Genomic DNA, 17201 nt, shown 5'->3' on the forward strand with positions numbered 1-17201 from the left:
TCCCCCGGGGCCGCGCTCCCGTCAGCCCGCCACCGGCAGCCCCGCCAGCAGCTCCGCCACGATCCCCGACCCGCGCAGCGTCAGCACCGACTCGGGGTGGAACTGCACCGAGGCGAACCCGGGCCCGCGCAGCGCGTGCAGCTCACCGGTGGCCGCGTCCGTACTCGCCTCGATGGAGTGCGCCGCCAGCTCCGTGACGACGTCCGCGTCGCAGCGGGCGGTGAAGCTGTTGTAGAAGCCGACCGTCTCCTCCCGCCCGAACAGCTCGATCCGGGTCTGCGCGCCCTGGTACGGCACGGTCTTGCGGACGATCTCCAGCCCCAGCTCCGCCGCGATCAGCTCATGGCCGAGGCAGACCCCCAGCAGCCCGTGCCGGTGGTCGCGGACCAGCTCCGCCGCCAGGGAGCGCAGCAGCCGCATCTTCGGATCGGCACCGTCGCCCGGGTTGCCGGGACCGGGCCCCAGCACGACCGGCCCCCGGTGCGCCCGCACCCGCTCCCGCAGCCCCGGCTCGTCGAAGCGGCACACCGACACCTCCAGCCCCGAGGAGCGCAGCAGATGCGCCAGCATCGCGGTGAAGGTGTCCTCGCCGTCGACCACCAGGGCCCGGCCGGACAGGTCCCGGGCGCGCTCCTGCATCCGCAGCCAGAACGGGGCGAGGCCCTCCCGCCGGGCGTCCAGCGCCGCCCGTACCCGGGGGTCGGCCGCCAGCCGGGGCCGCGACGCCTCCGCCTCCGGCCGGCCGGGGCGCACCCCGAGGGCGGCGAGCACCCCGGCCGCCTTCGCATGGGTCTCGGCGACCTCGCCGTCCGGGTCGGAGTGGCGCACCAGCGTCGCCCCGACCGGCACCTTCAGCTCCCCGCCGGCCGAGATGTCGGCGGTACGGATCAGGATCGGCGAGTCCAGGCTCTGCGCCCCGCCCGGCTCCTGCCGCAGCAGCGCCAGGGCGCCCGCGTAGTAACCGCGCCCGCCGGGCTCGTACCGCTCGATGACCCGGCAGGCGTTCTGCACCGGGGAGCCGGTGACCGTCGCCGCGAACATGGTCTCCTTCAGCACCTCGCGCACGTCCAGCGAGGACCGCCCGCGCAGCTCGTACTCCGTGTGGGCGAGATGGGCCATCTCCTTGAGCCGCGGCCCGACCACCACCCCGCCCATGTCGCCGACGGTGCACATCATCTTGAGCTCCTCGTCGACGACCATGGAGAGCTCCTCGGTCTCCTTGCGGTCGGCGAGGAAGTCCAGCAGGTCGTCCGCGGTCGGGCCGCCGGCGGGGTAGCGGTACGTCCCGCTGATCGGGTTCATCACCACCGTCCCGCCGGACATCCGGACGTGGACCTCCGGGCTGGCGCCGACCAGCGTCCTGGCCCCGGTGTGGACCACGAAGGTCCAGTACGCCCCGCGCTCACCGGCCAGCAGTCGCCGGAAGAGGGCCAGCGCGTCCGCCCGGCCGAAGCCGGGGATCTCGCCCCGAAAGGTCCGCCGGACGACGAAGTTGGCCCCCTCGCCCCGCCCGATCTCGTCCGCCACGACCCGCCGGACGATCTCCGCGTACTCCGCGTCCCCGACGTCGAACGCGCCGCCCTCGACCCGCACGTCCCGCACCGGGAGCAGCTCCAGCACCTCGGCGAGCGGCAGCTCGTACGTCTCGTCGGCGACCAGCACGGACAGCGGCGTCCCGTCGTCGCGGACGTCGAAGCCGCGCTCGGCGATCTGCCGGAACGGGACCAGCGCCAGCGAGGGCAGCGGGCCGACCGGGAGACCGGCGAGCCGTTCGGCCTCCCGCACCCGGCCGATCAGCACCTCGACGGTGTCGTGGTCGCGGCCGGGGGTGCGCCTGCGCAGCAGCGCGAACGGCGGGCAGTCGTCGCGCAGCAACCGGTCGAGGACGGCGGCGGACCGGTGGGGCGTGCGGGACACGTGGGGCATGGGAGGTTCCTTCCGATACGGAGGAACGGCTCCCGGAACGCGGAGAAGGCCGCCCCTCGGGCGGCCTTCGCGTGGTCTGTGTGCGCGCGATCGTCAGTGGGCCGCCGGATGAGCGGTCCACCACCAGTTCTGGGTCGTCTGCGCGAACATGGAGGGAACCTTAACCGACGCCCGCGCCGGACGAGCACCCGTCTCAACTATTGAGCTTTCGAAAGGGAGCCGCCGCCGGACCCCGTAGTGTGGGACCCGTGACCGTGAACGCCAATACCTCCGTCGCCGGTGGCAACACCTGGCGAGACCTTCCCGCGGCGCAGCAGCCCGAGTACCCCGATGCCGAGGCTCTGCGCGATGTACTCGCGGAGCTCGCGTCGTATCCGCCGCTCGTCTTCGCGGGCGAGTGCGACCAGCTGCGTGCCCGTCTGGGAGCCGTCGCCAAGGGCGAGGCGTTCCTGCTCCAGGGCGGCGACTGCGCCGAGGCCTTCGACGCCGTGTCCGCCGACCACATCCGCGCCAAGCTGAAGACGCTGCTCCAGATGAGCGCCGTGCTGACGTACGCGGCCTCCGTGCCCGTCGTCAAGGTGGGCCGGATCGCCGGCCAGTACTCCAAGCCGCGCTCCAAGTCGACCGAGACCCGCGACGGCGTCACCCTGCCGACCTACCGCGGCGACTCCGTCAACGGCTTCGCCTTCACCGAGGCGGACCGGGTCCCGGACCCGGAGCGGCTGAAGCGGATGTACCACGCCTCCGCCTCCACGCTGAACCTGGTCCGCGCCTTCACCACCGGCGGTTACGCCGACCTGCGCCAGGTGCACGCCTGGAACCAGGACTTCGTGAAGTCGTCCCCGTCCGGCCAGCGCTACGAGGCGCTCGCCCGCGAGATCGACAACGCGCTGAACTTCATGAAGGCGTGCGGCACGGACCCGGCCGAGTTCAAGGCGGTCGAGTTCTACGCCTCGCACGAGGCGCTGCTGCTGGACTACGAGTCGGCGCTGACCCGTACCGACTCGCGCACCGGCGAGCTGTACGACACCTCCGGCCACATGGTCTGGATCGGTGAGCGGACCCGCCAGATGGACGGCGCGCACATCGAGTTCGCGTCGAGGATCCGCAACCCCATCGGGATCAAGCTCGGCCCGACGACCACGGTCGAGGAGGCGCTCGGCTACGTCGACCGCCTCGACCCCGACCGCGAGCCCGGCCGGCTGACCTTCGTCGTCCGGATGGGTGCCGACAAGGTCCGTGACAAGCTCCCGGCCCTGGTCGAGAAGGTCACCGCCTCCGGCGCCATCGTCGCCTGGGTGACCGACCCGATGCACGGCAACACCTTCGAGGCCACCTCGGGCCACAAGACCCGTCGCTTCGACGACGTCCTGGACGAGGTCAAGGGCTTCTTCGAGGTGCACAAGGCTCTCGGCACGCACCCCGGCGGCATCCACGTCGAGCTCACCGGCGACGACGTCACCGAGTGCGTCGGCGGCGGCCACGAGATCTTCGTGGACGACCTGCACCAGCGCTACGAGACGGCCTGCGACCCGCGGCTCAACCGCAGCCAGTCCCTCGACCTGGCCTTCCTGGTCGCGGAGATGTACCGGGACCAGTGAGCGCCGCGTACCGGCGTACGCCTGTGGGGCACGGATCGATGTGATCCGTGCCCCACAGGGCGTTCCGGGGCTTTCCGCACCTTTCGGCGCCGGGTAAGGTTAGGTATGCCTCACCGAGAGTCGGGGTGGCAGAGAACGGCCGGCCCCGCCCGGGAGGTGAATCCGCGTGTACGTCTGCTCGTGCTTCGGCATCACGGAGAAGCAGGTCAAGGAGCATGCGGACGCCGGTGCCTGCACCCCCCGGCAGATCGCCTCCGTCTGCAAGGCGGGCACCGACTGCGGTGGCTGCGTCCGGGCCATCCAGGCGGTGCTGGGCCGCGGTGCCTGTCCGCGCCGTGAGCTGCTCGCCCGGAAGAAGCAGGAGCCCTCGCTCCCCGAAGCGGCCTGACCGCCCGGACCGCCCCGTTCCGTCAGCTGTCGGGCTGCTCGATCTGCTGCGCCAGGTACAGCGGCTCCCCGAGCTTCTCGATCAGCTCCAGCTGGGTGTCGAGGTAGTCGATGTGGTGCTCCTCGTCCTCCAGGATGTCCTCGAAGATGTTCGCCGAGGTGACGTCGCCCTTCCCGCGCATGACGTCGATGCCGCGCTTCAGCCGGTCGATGGCCTCGACCTCGATCTGCCGGTCGGCCTGGAACATCTCGGTGACCGTCTGGCCCACCCGGACGTGGAAGAGCCGCTGGTAGTTCGGCAGCGCGTCGAGGAAGAGGATGCGTTCCGTGAGCCGGTCCGCGTGCTTCATCTCGTCGATGGACTCCGACCGCGTGTACTTCGCGAGTTTCGTCCAGCCGTTGTTGTCCTGAATCCGGTAGTGCAGCCAGTACTGGTTGATGGCTGTCAGCTCACCCGTGAGCTGCTCGTTCAGGTACTCGATGACCTCGGGGTCGCCCTGCATCGCAGAGGCTCCTTCCGACCGATGGACTGGGCAGGTTGGCCGCATCCTGTCATCGCAGCCCAAAAGCGTCCAGTAAGTACATGCTTACTATGAGTTGCCCGAATTGCCCCGTGGTTGGTCGGGACCATCCCCGCCCGTCTGTCACCATGGAGGCATGGGCCAGCCGGAAAGCCGGGAACACCGCGCGTCAGAGGAGTCCGGGCTTCCCCCGGGACAGCGACTGCAGCGCGGCTGGCCGGTTACCCACTACGGGCCCGTCCCGAAGTTCAAGCCCGACCGCTGGGAGTTCCGGGTCTTCGGGGCCACCGCGGACGGCGAGAAGCACTGCTGGGGGCATGAGGAGTTCTCCGCGCTCCCCTTCGCCTCGGTCGTCGCCGACCTGCACTGCGTCACGAAATTCAGCATGATCGGGGCCGAATGGGGCGGGGTCCTGGCCCGTACGGTGCTGGAGCTCGCGCCACCCGCCCCCGAGGTGACCCATGTGATGGTCTGGGCCGAATACGGGTTCAGCTCCAATCTGAGGCTCTCCGACTTCGCCGCGGACCGAACACTTTTCGCCACTCACAAGGGCGGTGAACTGCTCACCGCCGAGCACGGGTTCCCGCTCCGCCTGGTGGTGCCGCACCTCTACGCCTGGAAGGGCCCCAAATGGGTCCGGGGCGTCGAGTACATGACGGCCGACCGCCGCGGCTTCTGGGAGGAGCGCGGCTACCACAACATCGGCGACCCCTGGCGGGAGCAGCGGTACTCCTACCAGGAGAAGCCCGGCGAGGGCCCCGAGCTCTGACCCGGCGGAGCCTCCGGGGCCGGACGTCTCAGGCGCGCGGGCCGCGCAGTGCCTTCAGCCGTGCCACGTCCGCCGCGTGGCCCTCCTTGCCGCCCGGCGTCTCGATGACCAGCGGCACGCCCGCGGTCGCCGGATGCGCGAACAGCTCGCGGAACGGCTCCTCGCCGATATGGCCGGAACCGATGTTCTCGTGCCGGTCCTTGTGGGCCCCGACCACGTCCTTGGAGTCATTGGCGTGGATCAGTTTCAGCCGTCCTTCGCCGACCGTGGACACCAGCAGATCCAGGGTCTGCGCCATGCCGGCCGGACCGGCGAGGTCGTGCCCGGCCGCGTAGATGTGGCAGGTGTCCAGGCAGACGCCGAGCTTGGGATGGGCGTCCAGCGCCTCGAAGTACGGGCCGAAGTCCCAGGTCCGGGAGCAGAGCGAGGCGCCCTGCCCGGCGGTCGACTCCAGCAGCAGGTCCGGGTCGTCGTCGTGGGTCAGCTCGTCCAGCAGCGGCCGCAGATACGTACGCACCTGGGCGAGGGCCTCCTCGCGCGGGCGGCCGCCGGTTGCCGAGCCGGTGTGCACCACCACGCCCAGGGCTCCGATCTCCCGGGCCCGGCGCAGCGAGTGGCGCAGCGACTCCACGGATCTCTCGACGGTCGCCGCCGTGTGCGAGCCGAAGTTGATCAGGTAGGGGGCGTGGACGTACGCCGGGATCGACTCGGCGGCGCACTCGGCGCGGAACCGCTCGTCCTGGGCCGGGTCACCGGTCGGCGTGGCCCAGCCGCGCGGGTTGGCGACGAAGACCTGGACGGCCTCCGCCCCCATCTCGCGGGCGTAGGGGAGGCCGATCCTGGCGAGCCCCCCGGCCACCGGGACGTGGCCGCCGACTGGGTTGCGCATGTGGATCTAGAGTCCCTTGGTCTTGATGGTGATGGTGCTGCCCTCGGCGGCCTGGTCGCCGCCCTTGACGGACTGGCTCGCGATGGTGTCGCTGAAGGACAGGAACGGGCGGTCGACCTTGACCTCGAAGCCCGCCTTCTCCAGTTCGGCCGTGGCATCGTCGAGGTCCTTGCCGACGACGTCCGGTACGTCGATCATGCGCGGCCCCTTGGAGACCGTGAGCTCGATGGTGTCGCCCTCGGCGGCCTCGGCGCCCTCGCCGGGCGACTGGCGCGCGATGTCCCCCGCCACCTCCGGCGCGTGCACCCGGCCGGGCAGCACCTTCGCCTTCAGCCCCTCCTCGGCCAGCGCGGCGGTGGCGTCCACGACGGAGAGCCCGGTGACGTCGGGGACCTCCACCGGGGCGCCCTTGCTGAGGACGAGGGCCACCGCCGAGTCCGGGTGGCGCCCGGTGCCCGCCGCCGGGTCGGTGCGGATCACGTCGCCCCGTACCGTCTCCTCGTCGAACTCCCTGGTGACCATGCCCGGCACCAGGCCGACCTTCTTCAGTTCCTTCTTGGCGTCGGCGAGCGAGAGGTTCCGCAGGTCGGGCACCTGCACGATCTCCGGCCCGCGCGAGACGACGAGCGTCACCGCGTCGTTGCCCCGGACCCGGGCACCGGACTTCGGGTCGCTGCCGATGACCCGGCCGCGCTCCACGGTGTCGCTGTAGGACCGCTGGACGCCCTTCAGCTCCAGACCGGCGTCGGAGAGCCGCTTCTCGGCCTCCTTCTGCGTCTTGCCGAGCAGCGAGGGCACCTGGGAGAACTGCCCCGAGTTGATGTACCAGACCCCGGTGCCGACGCCCAGCACCAGCAGGACGGCGGCGATCACGGCGAGCACGGAGCGCCTGGGCCCGCGCCGGGACCGGCCCGGCGCGGCGCCGCCCGAGGGCGGCAGCGGCGGCGTCTCCAGCCGGCTCGTGTGGTGCGAGACCCCCTGCCCGGCCGGGATCAGCCGGGGGATCACGCTGGTGCGGTCCTCGGCGGCGTCGTGCGCCTCGGCCGTGGCCTGCGGCGGTACGGCGTCCAGCTGGGCGTCGGTGAGACCGGCGCGGGCCTCGCGCGTCCGCGCGAGCAGCTCCACCGCGTCCGACGGGCGGCTCTCGGGGGCGCGCGCGGTGGCGGCCGCCACCAGGGCGTCGAGCCCGGCCGGGAGCCCCGGCACGGCGGCCGAGGGCGGCGGCACTGCCTCGTTGAGATGCTGGTAGAGCACCTGGGCGGGGGTGTCGCCGCCGTGCGGCTTGGCCCCGGTCAGCATCTCGTACAGGACGACGCCGCAGGCGTACACGTCGGCACGGGTGTCGGCCGTGCCGTGCTCGATCTGCTCGGGGGCCAGGTAGGAGACCGTGCCCAGGACCGACCCGGTGGTGTCGGTGGCGGTGCCCACCGCCCGCACCAGCCCGAAGTCGGCGACCTTGACTCGGCCGTCGTCCCCTATCAGGACGTTCTCCGGCTTCATGTCGCGGTGCACGAAGCCCGCCCGGTGCGCCGCGCCGAGGGCGGCGAGGACCGGCTCCAGGATGTCCAGGGCGGCGCGCGGCTGGAGCGCGCCGCGGTCGCGCAGGACGTCGCGCAGGGTGCACCCCGCGACGTACTCCATCGCCAGGTACACGTACTGGCCCTGGGCGCCCTGGTCGAAGACCGCGACCACGTTGGGGTGCGCGAGCCGGGCCACGGACTTGGCCTCGCGGATGAAGCGCTCGACGAACGTGGCGTCGGCCGCCAGCGTCGGGTGCATCACCTTGAGCGCGAGCACCCGGTCGAGCCGGGTGTCCATGGCCCGGTAGACCGTGGCCATGCCGCCCACGGCGATGCGGGCATCGACGCGGTAGCGGCCGTCGAGCAGCTGCCCGACGAGCGGGTCCTGGAGGGTCGTATCCACGACGCCGAGTCTACGAGCCGCCACGGACACCCCTCACGGTCCGGGCCGTCCCGGGGCCGTACTGCAGCCGAGCCGTGACAGGGACATGGAATACGGAGGGGTCGGGGCTCAGAACGCCGGGCGCTCCGGGTCCAGCACCGCCCGCCCCTCCACCGGCGAGGACGCCTCGGCGAAGTGGCGGCGCGGAATCCGGCCCGCCCGGTACGCGAGCCGCCCGGCCGCCACCGCGTGCCGCATCGCCGAGGCCATCAGCTCGGGCTCCTGCGCCCGGGTCACGGCGGACGCCAGCATCACCGCCGCACACCCCAGCTCCATCGCGAACGCCGCGTCGGAGGCCGTCCCGGCGCCCGCGTCGAGGATCACCGGCACCCGGGCCTGCTCCACGATCAGCTGGAAGTTGTGCGGGTTGCGGATGCCGAGCCCGGAGCCGATGGGCGAGCCCAGCGGCATCACCGCGGCGCACCCCACGTCCTGGAGGCGGCGGGCCAGCACCGGATCGTCGTTGGTGTACGGCAGAACGGTGAACCCCTCGTCCACCAGGATCTCCGCCGCGTCCAGCAGCTCGACGGGATCGGGCAGCAGGGTCCGCTCGTCGGCCACCACCTCCAGCTTGATCCAGTCGGTGCCCAGCGCCTCCCGGGCCAGCCGGGCGGTCAGCACGGCCTCGCCCGCCGTGAAGCAGCCCGCCGTGTTCGGCAGCACCCGGATCGAGAGCCGCTCCAGGACGGAGAGCACCGAGCCCCCCACCGTCGGGTCGAGGCGGCGCATGGCGACCGTGGTCAGCTCGGTGCCGGAGGCGATCAGCGAGCGCTCCAGCACGTCGAGGCTGGGCGCCCCGCCCGTCCCCATGATCAGCCGGGAGCTTAGGACGGCGGAACCGAGGGCGAAGACGTCGTCGGACACGGTCAGCCCCCCTGGACCGCGGTCAGGACCTCGACCCGGTCGCCGTCGGCCAGCGCGGTCGCGCCCCACCGGCCTCGCGGGACGACGGTCTCGTTGACGGCGGCGGCCACCCCCGAGGACGCCGCCGTCAACGTGGCGACCAGGGCCTCCAGGGTGGTGCCCGGGGCAAGGGGCCGGGGCGCGCCGTTCACCGACACGGAGAGCGGCGCGGAAGGGTGTACGGGCTCGGTCATGCGGGCTGCTCCTGACGTACGGAGGAGGCTCCGGGAGCCGCGGCGGGGCTCCCGGAGGCGGCGGGCGGAAAGCGGCGCGGGGTGAAGGGGCGGGCCTGCTCGGGCGGCTCGCCGCCGGTGAGGAACTCGGCCATGACGTCCCCGGTGAGCGGGGTGAGCAGCACCCCGTTGCGGTGGTGGCCGGTGGCGAGGTGGAGGCCGGGCAGGGTGGTGGGGCCGAGCAGCGGGGCGTTGTCGGGGGAGCCGGGGCGCAGACCGGCCAGGGTCTCGGTGAGCGGCAGTTCGGTGATGCCGGGGACCAGTTCGTGGGCGTCCCGCAGCAGCTCGTAGACGCCGCCCGCGGTGACGGTGGTGTCCCAGCCCAGCTCCTCGCTGGTGGCGCCGACGACCAGCTCGCCGTTCTCGCGCGGTACGAGATAGACGTGGCTGCCCCGGACCACGGCCCGGACCGTCCGGCTCAGGAACGGCGCGTACCGGGCGGGCACGGTCAGCCGCAGCACCTGGCCCTTCACCGGCCGGACCGGCGGCACGGCCTCCTCGGGCACCCCCGGCAGTCGGCCGCTGAGGCTGCCCGCGGCCAGCACGACCTGGTCGGCCGCCGGCTCCGTACCCCCGGAGAGCACCGCCCCGGCGGCCCGGCCGCCCGTGACGGCCAGCCGCACCGCCCGTTCGCGGTGGAAGACCACCCCGGCCCGCTCGCAGGCGGTCAGCAGGGCGGCGGCCAGCCGGCGCGGATCGATCTGGTGGTCGCCGTCGACCCGCAGACCGCCCCGCACCCCCGGGGCCAGCATCGGCTCCAGCCGGCGGCACTCCCGGCCGGTGAGCCACTCCGACTCCAGCCCCGAACGCCGTTGCAGGGCGTGCAGGTCCCGCAGATGGGCGCGGTCGTCGGAGTCCAGCGCGACGGCCAGGGTGCCGCAGGCGCGGAAACCGGTCTCCCGCCCGCTCGCCTCCTCCAGCTCGGCCACGAAGGCCGGATACCGGGCGGCGGAGGCGAGGTTGAGGCCGAGCAGCAGCTCCTCGCCGTAGTGCAGCTCGGTGACGGCGGCCAGCATCCCGGCCGCCACCCGGGCGGCCCCGCCGCCCGGCTCGGGGTCGGCGACCGCGGTGCGCAGACCGCGCTGGGCGGCCCGCCAGGCGGTCACCAGACCGATGATCCCGCCCCCGATGACGAGGACGTCGTAACCGCTTCCGTTCCGAGGGGAACGCATGGGCTTCCAGCCCCTCCCTTCGCCGGCATGACCCGGATCAGGTTCGTACGGTCGGAGGCCGGCCAGCCTCCCTCTCAGCCCGGTGCGTCCGGGCTCCCGCGAGTGCTCTACGGGGGTCAGCCTAGACCCCGTCCCGGCCGGGGCCGAGAACCCGCCCCTTCCTGACTGATCATCAGATGCGTAAGGTGTCACGGGTGAGCGAGCAGCAGCAGTCAGAGCAGCCGGACGGGCGGACCGGGCGCCGCGTCGTGGTCGTCGGCGCGGGCATGGCCGGGGTGCAGACCGCGGTGGCCCTGCGGGAGCAGGGCTTCACCGGCCCGGTCGTGCTGATCGGAGCCGAGCCCCACCAGCCCTACGACCGGCCCCCGTTGTCCAAGGCGGTCCTGCTCGGCACGGCCGAGAGCTCCGCGTTCGACATCGACTTCGAGGCGCTGGACATCGAACTGCGCCTGGGCGTCGAGGTCACCGGAGTGCGGCCGGACGCGCACGAGCTGGACACCGGGGCGGGCGCCGTCCCCTACGACGTCCTGGTGATCGCCACCGGCGCCGAACCGGTCGTCCTGCCCGGCACCGAGGGCGTCTCCGGCGTCCACCTGCTGCGCACCCTGGACGACGCGGCCCGGCTGCGGCCGGTCCTCCACGAGCAGCACGACGTGGTGATCGTCGGCGCGGGGTGGATCGGCGCCGAGTTCGCCACCGCGGCCCGCGCCGCCGGCTGCGCGGTCACCGTCGTCGAGGCCGCCGACCGCCCGCTCGCCGGCGCGCTGCCCGCCGAGGTCGCCGCCCCGATGGCCGCCTGGTACGCGCACAGCGGCGCCGAACTCCTCACCGGCACCCGCGTCGACCGCGTCGAGCAGGGCCGGGTGGTCCTCGCCGACGGCCGGACGATCCCGGCCGGAGCCGTCGTCGTCGGCATCGGCGCCCGCCCGGCCACCGGCTGGCTGGCCGGCTCCGGCATCGCGCTCGGCCCCGACGGATCGGTCACCGCCGACGAGGCGCTGCGCACCTCGCTGCCCGATGTGTACGCGGTCGGCGACTGCGCCTCCTTCCCCTCCGCCCGCTACGGCGAGCGCCTGCTCGTCCACCACTGGGACAACGCCCTCCAGGGCCCGCGCACGGCCGCCGCCCACATCCTGGCCGCGGGGGCCTCGGACGACGCCCCCGCGCCGCCGGTCTACGACCCGGTGCCGTACTTCTGGTCCGAGCAGTTCGACCGCTTCGTCCAGTACGCGGGCCACCACGGGAGCGCCGACACCCTGCTGTGGCGCGGCGATCCGGCCGGCCCCGCCTGGTCGGTGTGCTGGCTGCGCGACGGCGTGCTGGTCGCGGTGCTCGCCGTGGGGCGCCCCCGCGACCTGGCGCAGGGCCGCAAGCTCATCGAGGCGGGAACGCGGCTGGATCCCGGGGCGGTGGCCGACCCCGCCGTACCGCTGAAGTCGGCGGCGCTGCGGTAGCGCGGCCCTGAAGGGCGGAGTCCGGGTGTCGGCTGTCGGTGCGGGATGGCAGGCTTGTCCCTGTGACCGAGATTGACGCGAAGACCGATGCTCTCGTACCCGCCTGGCTCCACCTGCCCGACATCGCCGACATGCTCGGTGTCGAGGTGACGCGCGTGCGCCAGCTGGTCAAGGAGGGCCAGCTGATCGCCGTGCGCCGCGGTGAGAACCGGACGCTCCAGGTGCCCGCCGCCTTCATCGACGGCGACAAGGTGGTCAAGGGCCTCGCCGGCACCCTGACGCTCCTGAAGGACGACGGCTACAACGACGAAGAGATGCTGGAGTGGCTCTTCACCCCCGACCCGACCCTGCCGGGCACCCCGGCCCAGGCACTGAGCGAGAATCGCGGTACGGAGGTGAAGCGCCGCGCCCAGGCGCTCGCCGTCTGACCGCGGGCCCCGCGTGAGCGGGTGAGGGGGCGGGCCCCGCGGCCCGCCCCCTCGCAGCCCGTCGGCGCCCGCTCCACCACGCACTCCCCGGGGGGAACCGCACCATGTCCACGGCCCGCGCGCAGCTGTCCGACGCCCGGCTCTACCTCTGCACGGACGCCCGGCGCCGCCAGGGCGACCTGCCCGAGTTCCTCGACGCCGTCCTCGCCGCCGGGGTGGACATCGTCCAGCTCCGCGACAAGGGCATGGAGGCGGCCGAGGAGCTCGACCACCTGGCCGTCCTCGCCGACGCCTGCCGCCGCCACGGCAAGCTCCTCGCGGTCAACGACCGCGCCGACGTCGCCCATGCGAGCGGCTCCGACGTGCTCCACCTGGGCCAGGGCGACCTGCCGGTGCCCGCCGCCCGCGCCGTCCTCGGCGACACCGTGCTGATCGGCCGCTCCACGCACGCCCGGTCCGAGGTCGACGCGGCCGTGGCCCAGCCGGGTGTGGACTACTTCTGCACCGGCCCCTGCTGGCCCACCCCGACCAAGCCCGGCCGCCACGCCCCCGGCCTGGACCTGGTGCGGTACGCCGCCTCCCTCGCCCGGCCGCGCCCCTGGTTCGCCATCGGCGGCATCGACGCCGGCAACCTCGACGAGGTGCTGGACGCCGGGGCCCGCCGGGTGGTCGTCGTCCGGGCGATCACCGAGGCCGCCGACCCCGCCGCGGCCACCGCCGAGCTGGCCGCGCGGATCAGGGCGCGTGCCACGGAGTGAGGTCGGCCGGGTGTCCGAAGGATGGACAAAGTACCGGTCAATTCCGGCAATTCACCCTGGTCCGGTCCATTGGGGGGCGCGGCCTGGTTAACCTGCCGGTATGGCCCTTGGCACACCATCCACCAGGACAGATCACGCGCGTACGGTGCGTGAACTCCTCGCGACCGGCAAGCCTTCGTACTCGTTCGAGTTCTGGGCGCCCAAGACCGAGAAGGGCGAGCGGAACCTCTGGAACGCGCTGCGCCGGGTCGAGGCCGTACGGCCGAGCTTCGTCTCCGTGACCTACGGCGCGGGCGGCTCCACCCGTGCCGGGACGGTGCGCGCCACCGAGCAGATCGCGGCCGACTCGACCCTCACCCCGGTCGCCCACCTGACGGCGGTCGACCACTCCGTCGCCGAGCTGCGCAACATGGTCGGTCAGTATGCGGACGCCGGGATCAGGAACATCCTCGCCGTGCGCGGAGACCCGCCGGGCGACCCGATGGGCGAGTGGGTCAAGCACCCGCAGGGTGTGAGGTACGCGGCCGATCTCGTCCGGCTCATCAAGGAATCCGGCGATTTCTGCGTCGGCGTCGCGGCATTTCCCGAGATGCACCCGCGCTCGACCGACTGGGACACCGACATCCGGCATTTCGTGGACAAGTGCCGTGCCGGTGCCGATTATGCGATCACTCAGATGTTCTTCAATCCGGAGGATTATCTGCGTATGCGTGACCGCGTGGTCGCTGCGGGTTGCGAAACCCCGATCATTCCCGAGGTCATGCCACTGACCAGCGTCAAACAGCTGGAGAGATTTGCTCAGCTCAGCAACGCGTCATTCCCTCCCGAGCTGAAAGAGAGCATCCTCGCGGTCAAGGACGACCCCGCCGCTGTACGCTCCATTGGTATCGACTTCGCAACGCGGTTCTGCGCGAGGCTGCGATCCGAGGGTGTGCCCGGACTGCACTTCATCACGCTCAACAACTCGACGGCGACGCTCGAAATCTACGAGAATCTCGGACTGCACAGGCAGTCGTGACCGGCCGCACCCGCCGTGACCCGGGGCGGTGGCCGTAGGAGGGGGCGGGCATGGGCTGGACGGTCCTCTACATCGCGTTCGGAATCGTCGCGCTGTGGCTGCTCGGCGAGGTACTGCTGCAGTACAAGGCACGCCTGCGCTGGCGACTGCTCGCCTTCGGCGGCTTCAGCCTCGTGGTGGTGGGCGTGTTGATTCCGTCGATCCTCGTCATCGTCCTCGGGGCGATCGCCTTCGCGGTCGGCCAGACGTACGTCACGCTCTCCTTCCGGCGGGGCTTCTCCACCGGCTGGGCCCTCGGGGGCAAGCCCGGTGCGAGCCGGCGCCGCCGGGGCGGCGGCCCGCGCGAGGAACGCGGCCCCGCCCTCCAGGTCTCGGAGCTGGAGGCGGTCGGGGAGGCCCCGGACGCCCTCCACACGGACGCCACGGCGACGATGGCGGCGGTCTACGAACCCGAGCCCATGCCGGACGACACCGGGCAGTACGGCGTCTACTCCGACCAGCACCGCGCGCCCGGCGCCCAGGAGCCGCAGCCCGAGCAGCAGTTCGCCGGGTACGAACCGTACGCCGCCCCCTCCACGTTCGACGGCACCGGCCAGGGCGCCTTCGCCGGCCAGGACCCGCTCACCGGCCAGTACGACTACGGCACGCCCCAGCAGTACGCCGCCTACTCCGACCCGTACGTGGGCACCGGAGCCACCACCGGCGCCCCGTACGACGCGTACGACAGCTTCGGCAACGGATACGACAGCTTCGGCTCCCCGGCCCACGCCCCCGACCCGTACGCCCAGCAGTACGCCCCCGAGACGCCGCCGGGCGGTGTGTGGGTGCCCCAGCAGCGCGAGGGCGAGCCCTACCCGCCCCCGCCGCCGGAGCAGCCGCCCGCCCCGTTCCCCAACGGCTACAACAACGGCAGCGGCTACGACGAACAGCAGTACCGCTACTGACGGGCCCCGGCGCTCACCGCGAGCCCCGGAAGCCGTCGCCCTCCACGATCAGCCCGGCGACCAGCGCCCCGGACATGCCCGCGTGGGCGAGCCCGCCGCCCGGGTGCGACCAGCCGCCCGCGGCGTACAGCCCCGGCAGCCCGGTGAGGTTCGCGGCGTGCAGATACCGGCCGTCCGCCCCGGCCAGCGCGGGCGCGGGGACACCGCCGCCCTCGGCTCCGGTCTCGGCGGCGGTCTCCGCGGGCGTGCGCACCTCGGCGTGGAGCAGCCGCTCCCGTATCCCCGGGACGGCCGCCGCGGCCGTGTCGATCAGCACGTCGGCGTACCGCTCGCGCACCGCCGGGTCCGTCCAGTCCACCGCGCCGTGCGGGGCGACCGTCGCCGTCAGCGTCACCGCCTCGTGCGCGTCGTCGGGGCGGGTCGACGGGTCGTCGGGGCGGACCACCGTCACCGTGGGCCGCTCGGCGAGCCGCCCGCCGAAGACCGCCGCGCGCTCCGCCGCACCGTCCGCCGGATGCACCAGCGTCCGGTGCACGGCGTCCGCCGGCCGGGCCCCCCGCAGCGAGAGCAGCACCAGGAACCGGCCCGGCACCACCCCCTGCCCGGGCCGGGGCAGGGGCGTCTCCCCGCCCTCCGGCCACAGCTCCTGACCGGGCACCAGACCGGCCCACGGCGGGGCCCCCAGCACCACCCGGTCGGCCTCGGCGACCGTCCCGTCCGCCAGCTCGACGCCCGCCGCCCGGCCGTCCTTCTCGACGACCCGGACCACCTCGGCACCGAGGACGAACTCCACCTTCCGGGCCAGGCACCGCTCGTACACCGCCCGCGCCAGGGCCCGCATGCCGCCGGACACGTACCAGCTGCCGAACGTCTCCTCCATGTACGGCAGCAGGGCGGCCGCGGCCGGGGCGTGCGCCGGGTCCAGCCCGTACGACAGGGCGTAGCCGTCGAGGAGGGCGGCCAGCCGGGGGTCGGCCAGCTCCAGGGCGCCGATCCCGGCGACCGTGTCCGCCTGCCGGGCCGGGCGCAGCAGCCGGCGCCGGCGGAGCGCGGGGTAGGGATCACGGCCGAGGACCTGCCAGTCCGGGCGCAGCGGCTCCTCCAGGAGCGGGCGACGGGAGCGGTCCCAGGCCTCGCGCGCCCGGTCCAGGAACGCCCCCCAGGCCGCGCCCGCCCCGGAACCGAGCGCACCGTCGAGCGCGGCGACGACCCCGGCCCGCGAGGCGTTCGGCAGCGAGACCGCCGTGCCGTCCGCGAAGAGATGACGGCTCGCCGGATCGACCTGGGTCATCTCGACGCACCGCTCCAGCGGCTCCTTGCCGGTCTTCACGAAGAGGTCGCGGTAGACGGCGGGCAGATGGAGCAGCATCGGCCCCGTGTCGAAGGCGAAGCCCTCGCGGGCGTACCGGCCCACCGAACCGCCGTAGCTCTCCGACCGTTCGTACACCGTCACCCGGTGGCCTGCCACGGCGAGCCGGGCGGCCGCCGCCATCGCGCCCATCCCGGCGCCGATCACCGCAATACGTGCCATGCCAGCGACCTTAACGGCCGCCACCGGCAGTCACTCCGTCGGCCACCGCGACCCCGCCGTCCCGGCCAGCCGTCTCTCCTCCCGCCGCTGGGCCCTGCGGCGCCGGAAGCGGCGGATCCGGGAGGCCAGGAAGGCCACGACCACGATGCCCGCCAGCAGCAGCGCCCCCGCGAGCACGGCGGCCACCACGGGATGGAATATCGCGAAGGTGACGATCCCGGCGACACCCAGGTCCTCGGCGATGCTCACCAGGACGTTGCTGAACGGCTCGGGGGAGGAGTTGACCGCCATTCTGGTCCCGGCCTTCACCAGATGGCTCATGAGCGCCGTGGAACCGCCCACCGCCGCGGCCGCGATCTCGGGCAGCGAACCGCTCTCGCCCGCCAGCAGCGCGGCCACGACCGCCCCGGCGACCGGCCGGACCACGGTGTGCACCGTGTCCCAGACCGAGTCCACGTACGGGATCTTGTCCGCGACCACCTCGCAGAGGAAGAGCACGGCGGCCACCACCAGGACGTCGGTGCGCTGTAGCGCACCGGGCACCTCGTCGCTCAGGCCGGTCGCGCCGAAGACACCGAGGAGCAGGACCACCGCGTAGGCGTTGATCCCGCTGGCCCAGCCGCTTGTGAAGACCAGAGGAAGTACGGACACGGACGCGATGGTAACCAGAGGGTGTGACAACCGGGGAGGGGTTCGTGCGCGGTG

General features: G+C 73.2%; 18 protein-coding genes and 1 riboswitch. Of the genes, 8 read left to right on the forward strand and 10 right to left on the reverse strand.

The features are described from left to right. Positions 1-21: 21 nt before the first annotated feature. Positions 22-1926, reverse strand: coding sequence for an anthranilate synthase family protein (locus ACF08W_RS07845; protein WP_392278758.1), 1905 nt, complete (start codon positions 1924-1926; stop codon positions 22-24). A gap of 93 nt (positions 1927-2019) precedes the next feature. Further along, entirely contained in the window at positions 2020-2076 is a 57-nt protein-coding gene (locus ACF08W_RS07850) for a trp operon leader peptide (protein ID WP_078513512.1), read from the reverse strand. Between the two features lie 98 nt (positions 2077-2174). Here ACF08W_RS07850 and ACF08W_RS07855 point away from each other — a divergent pair, with 98 nt between their 5' ends. Together ACF08W_RS07855 and ACF08W_RS07860 are read left to right on the forward strand one after the other, a co-directional pair. Continuing rightward, positions 2175-3527, forward strand: coding sequence for a class II 3-deoxy-7-phosphoheptulonate synthase (locus tag ACF08W_RS07855; RefSeq protein ID WP_385211181.1), 1353 nt, complete (start codon positions 2175-2177; stop codon positions 3525-3527). A gap of 166 nt (positions 3528-3693) precedes the next feature. Then, on the forward strand, positions 3694-3915 hold the full coding sequence (locus tag ACF08W_RS07860) for a bacterioferritin-associated ferredoxin (protein ID WP_385211185.1): 222 nt from the start codon (positions 3694-3696) through the stop codon (positions 3913-3915). Positions 3916-3937: 22 nt separating this feature from the next. On the opposite strand, the gene bfr is transcribed toward ACF08W_RS07860, so the two are convergent. Continuing rightward, a complete protein-coding gene (bfr, locus tag ACF08W_RS07865; protein ID WP_352274871.1) occupies positions 3938-4417 on the reverse strand; it encodes a bacterioferritin in 480 nt (159 codons plus the stop codon). A 154-nt stretch (positions 4418-4571) separates the two neighbouring features. On the opposite strand from bfr, the gene ACF08W_RS07870 reads away from it, so the two are divergent. Continuing rightward, positions 4572-5204 carry a sulfite oxidase-like oxidoreductase gene (locus ACF08W_RS07870; RefSeq protein WP_385211189.1) on the forward strand — a complete coding sequence of 211 codons (633 nt, stop codon included), beginning with the start codon at positions 4572-4574 and terminating at the stop codon, positions 5202-5204. A 28-nt stretch (positions 5205-5232) separates the two neighbouring features. Here ACF08W_RS07870 and ACF08W_RS07875 read toward each other — a convergent pair whose 3' ends face one another. The 5 genes from ACF08W_RS07875 to thiO all read right to left on the reverse strand — a co-directional run bounded on the left by ACF08W_RS07875 (position 5233) and on the right by thiO (position 10363). After that, the gene (locus tag ACF08W_RS07875) at positions 5233-6093 is read right to left on the reverse strand and encodes a deoxyribonuclease IV (RefSeq protein ID WP_392278759.1); all 861 of its coding nucleotides are present in this window, start codon (positions 6091-6093) and stop codon (positions 5233-5235) included. 6 nt (positions 6094-6099) lie between these two features. Beyond that, positions 6100-8016 (reverse strand): Stk1 family PASTA domain-containing Ser/Thr kinase, encoded by a 1917-nt coding sequence (gene pknB / locus ACF08W_RS07880; protein WP_392278760.1) that lies wholly within the window; start codon positions 8014-8016, stop codon positions 6100-6102. A 108-nt stretch (positions 8017-8124) separates the two neighbouring features. Further along, positions 8125-8919: a thiazole synthase gene (locus ACF08W_RS07885; RefSeq protein WP_392278761.1), complete on the reverse strand. Its 795-nt coding sequence runs from the start codon at positions 8917-8919 to the stop codon at positions 8125-8127. 2 nt (positions 8920-8921) lie between these two features. Then, positions 8922-9152 (reverse strand): sulfur carrier protein ThiS, encoded by a 231-nt coding sequence (thiS, locus tag ACF08W_RS07890; protein ID WP_385211202.1) that lies wholly within the window; start codon positions 9150-9152, stop codon positions 8922-8924. Beyond that, on the reverse strand, positions 9149-10363 hold the full coding sequence (thiO, locus tag ACF08W_RS07895; protein ID WP_392278762.1) for a glycine oxidase ThiO: 1215 nt from the start codon (positions 10361-10363) through the stop codon (positions 9149-9151). Before thiO ends, thiS begins: the two co-directional genes overlap by 4 nt. Then, positions 10361-10473, reverse strand: a riboswitch (TPP riboswitch). It overlaps the preceding gene by 3 nt. Before the next feature lie 84 nt (positions 10474-10557). Here thiO and ACF08W_RS07900 point away from each other — a divergent pair. The 5 genes from ACF08W_RS07900 (at position 10558) to ACF08W_RS07920 (ending at position 14965) form a co-directional block, all read left to right on the forward strand. Next, the gene (locus tag ACF08W_RS07900; RefSeq protein WP_392278763.1) at positions 10558-11817 is read left to right on the forward strand and encodes an NAD(P)/FAD-dependent oxidoreductase; all 1260 of its coding nucleotides are present in this window, start codon (positions 10558-10560) and stop codon (positions 11815-11817) included. A 62-nt stretch (positions 11818-11879) separates the two neighbouring features. Continuing rightward, positions 11880-12245 carry an Rv2175c family DNA-binding protein gene (locus ACF08W_RS07905; RefSeq protein WP_352274878.1) on the forward strand — a complete coding sequence of 122 codons (366 nt, stop codon included), beginning with the start codon at positions 11880-11882 and terminating at the stop codon, positions 12243-12245. Between the two features lie 104 nt (positions 12246-12349). Continuing rightward, the gene (thiE, locus tag ACF08W_RS07910; RefSeq protein WP_392278764.1) at positions 12350-13003 is read left to right on the forward strand and encodes a thiamine phosphate synthase; all 654 of its coding nucleotides are present in this window, start codon (positions 12350-12352) and stop codon (positions 13001-13003) included. A 100-nt stretch (positions 13004-13103) separates the two neighbouring features. Beyond that, positions 13104-14021, forward strand: a complete 918-nt coding sequence (metF, locus tag ACF08W_RS07915; protein WP_352274880.1) for a methylenetetrahydrofolate reductase [NAD(P)H] — start codon at positions 13104-13106, stop codon at positions 14019-14021. Between the two features lie 50 nt (positions 14022-14071). Further along, the gene (locus ACF08W_RS07920) at positions 14072-14965 is read left to right on the forward strand and encodes a hypothetical protein (protein WP_392278765.1); all 894 of its coding nucleotides are present in this window, start codon (positions 14072-14074) and stop codon (positions 14963-14965) included. Between the two features lie 13 nt (positions 14966-14978). Here the strand turns inward: ACF08W_RS07920 and ACF08W_RS07925 are convergent, their stop codons facing one another. Both ACF08W_RS07925 and ACF08W_RS07930 read right to left on the reverse strand, forming a co-directional pair. Further along, complete coding sequence (locus ACF08W_RS07925) at positions 14979-16496, reverse strand: phytoene desaturase family protein (RefSeq protein WP_392278766.1); 1518 nt, start codon at positions 16494-16496, stop codon at positions 14979-14981. Between the two features lie 30 nt (positions 16497-16526). Next, the gene (locus ACF08W_RS07930; RefSeq protein WP_385211217.1) at positions 16527-17147 is read right to left on the reverse strand and encodes a DUF4126 domain-containing protein; all 621 of its coding nucleotides are present in this window, start codon (positions 17145-17147) and stop codon (positions 16527-16529) included. Positions 17148-17201: the final 54 nt, after the last annotated feature.

This window comes from Streptomyces sp. NPDC015144 (assembly GCF_043079735.1).
Classification (GTDB): Bacteria; Actinomycetota; Actinomycetes; order Streptomycetales; family Streptomycetaceae; genus Streptomyces.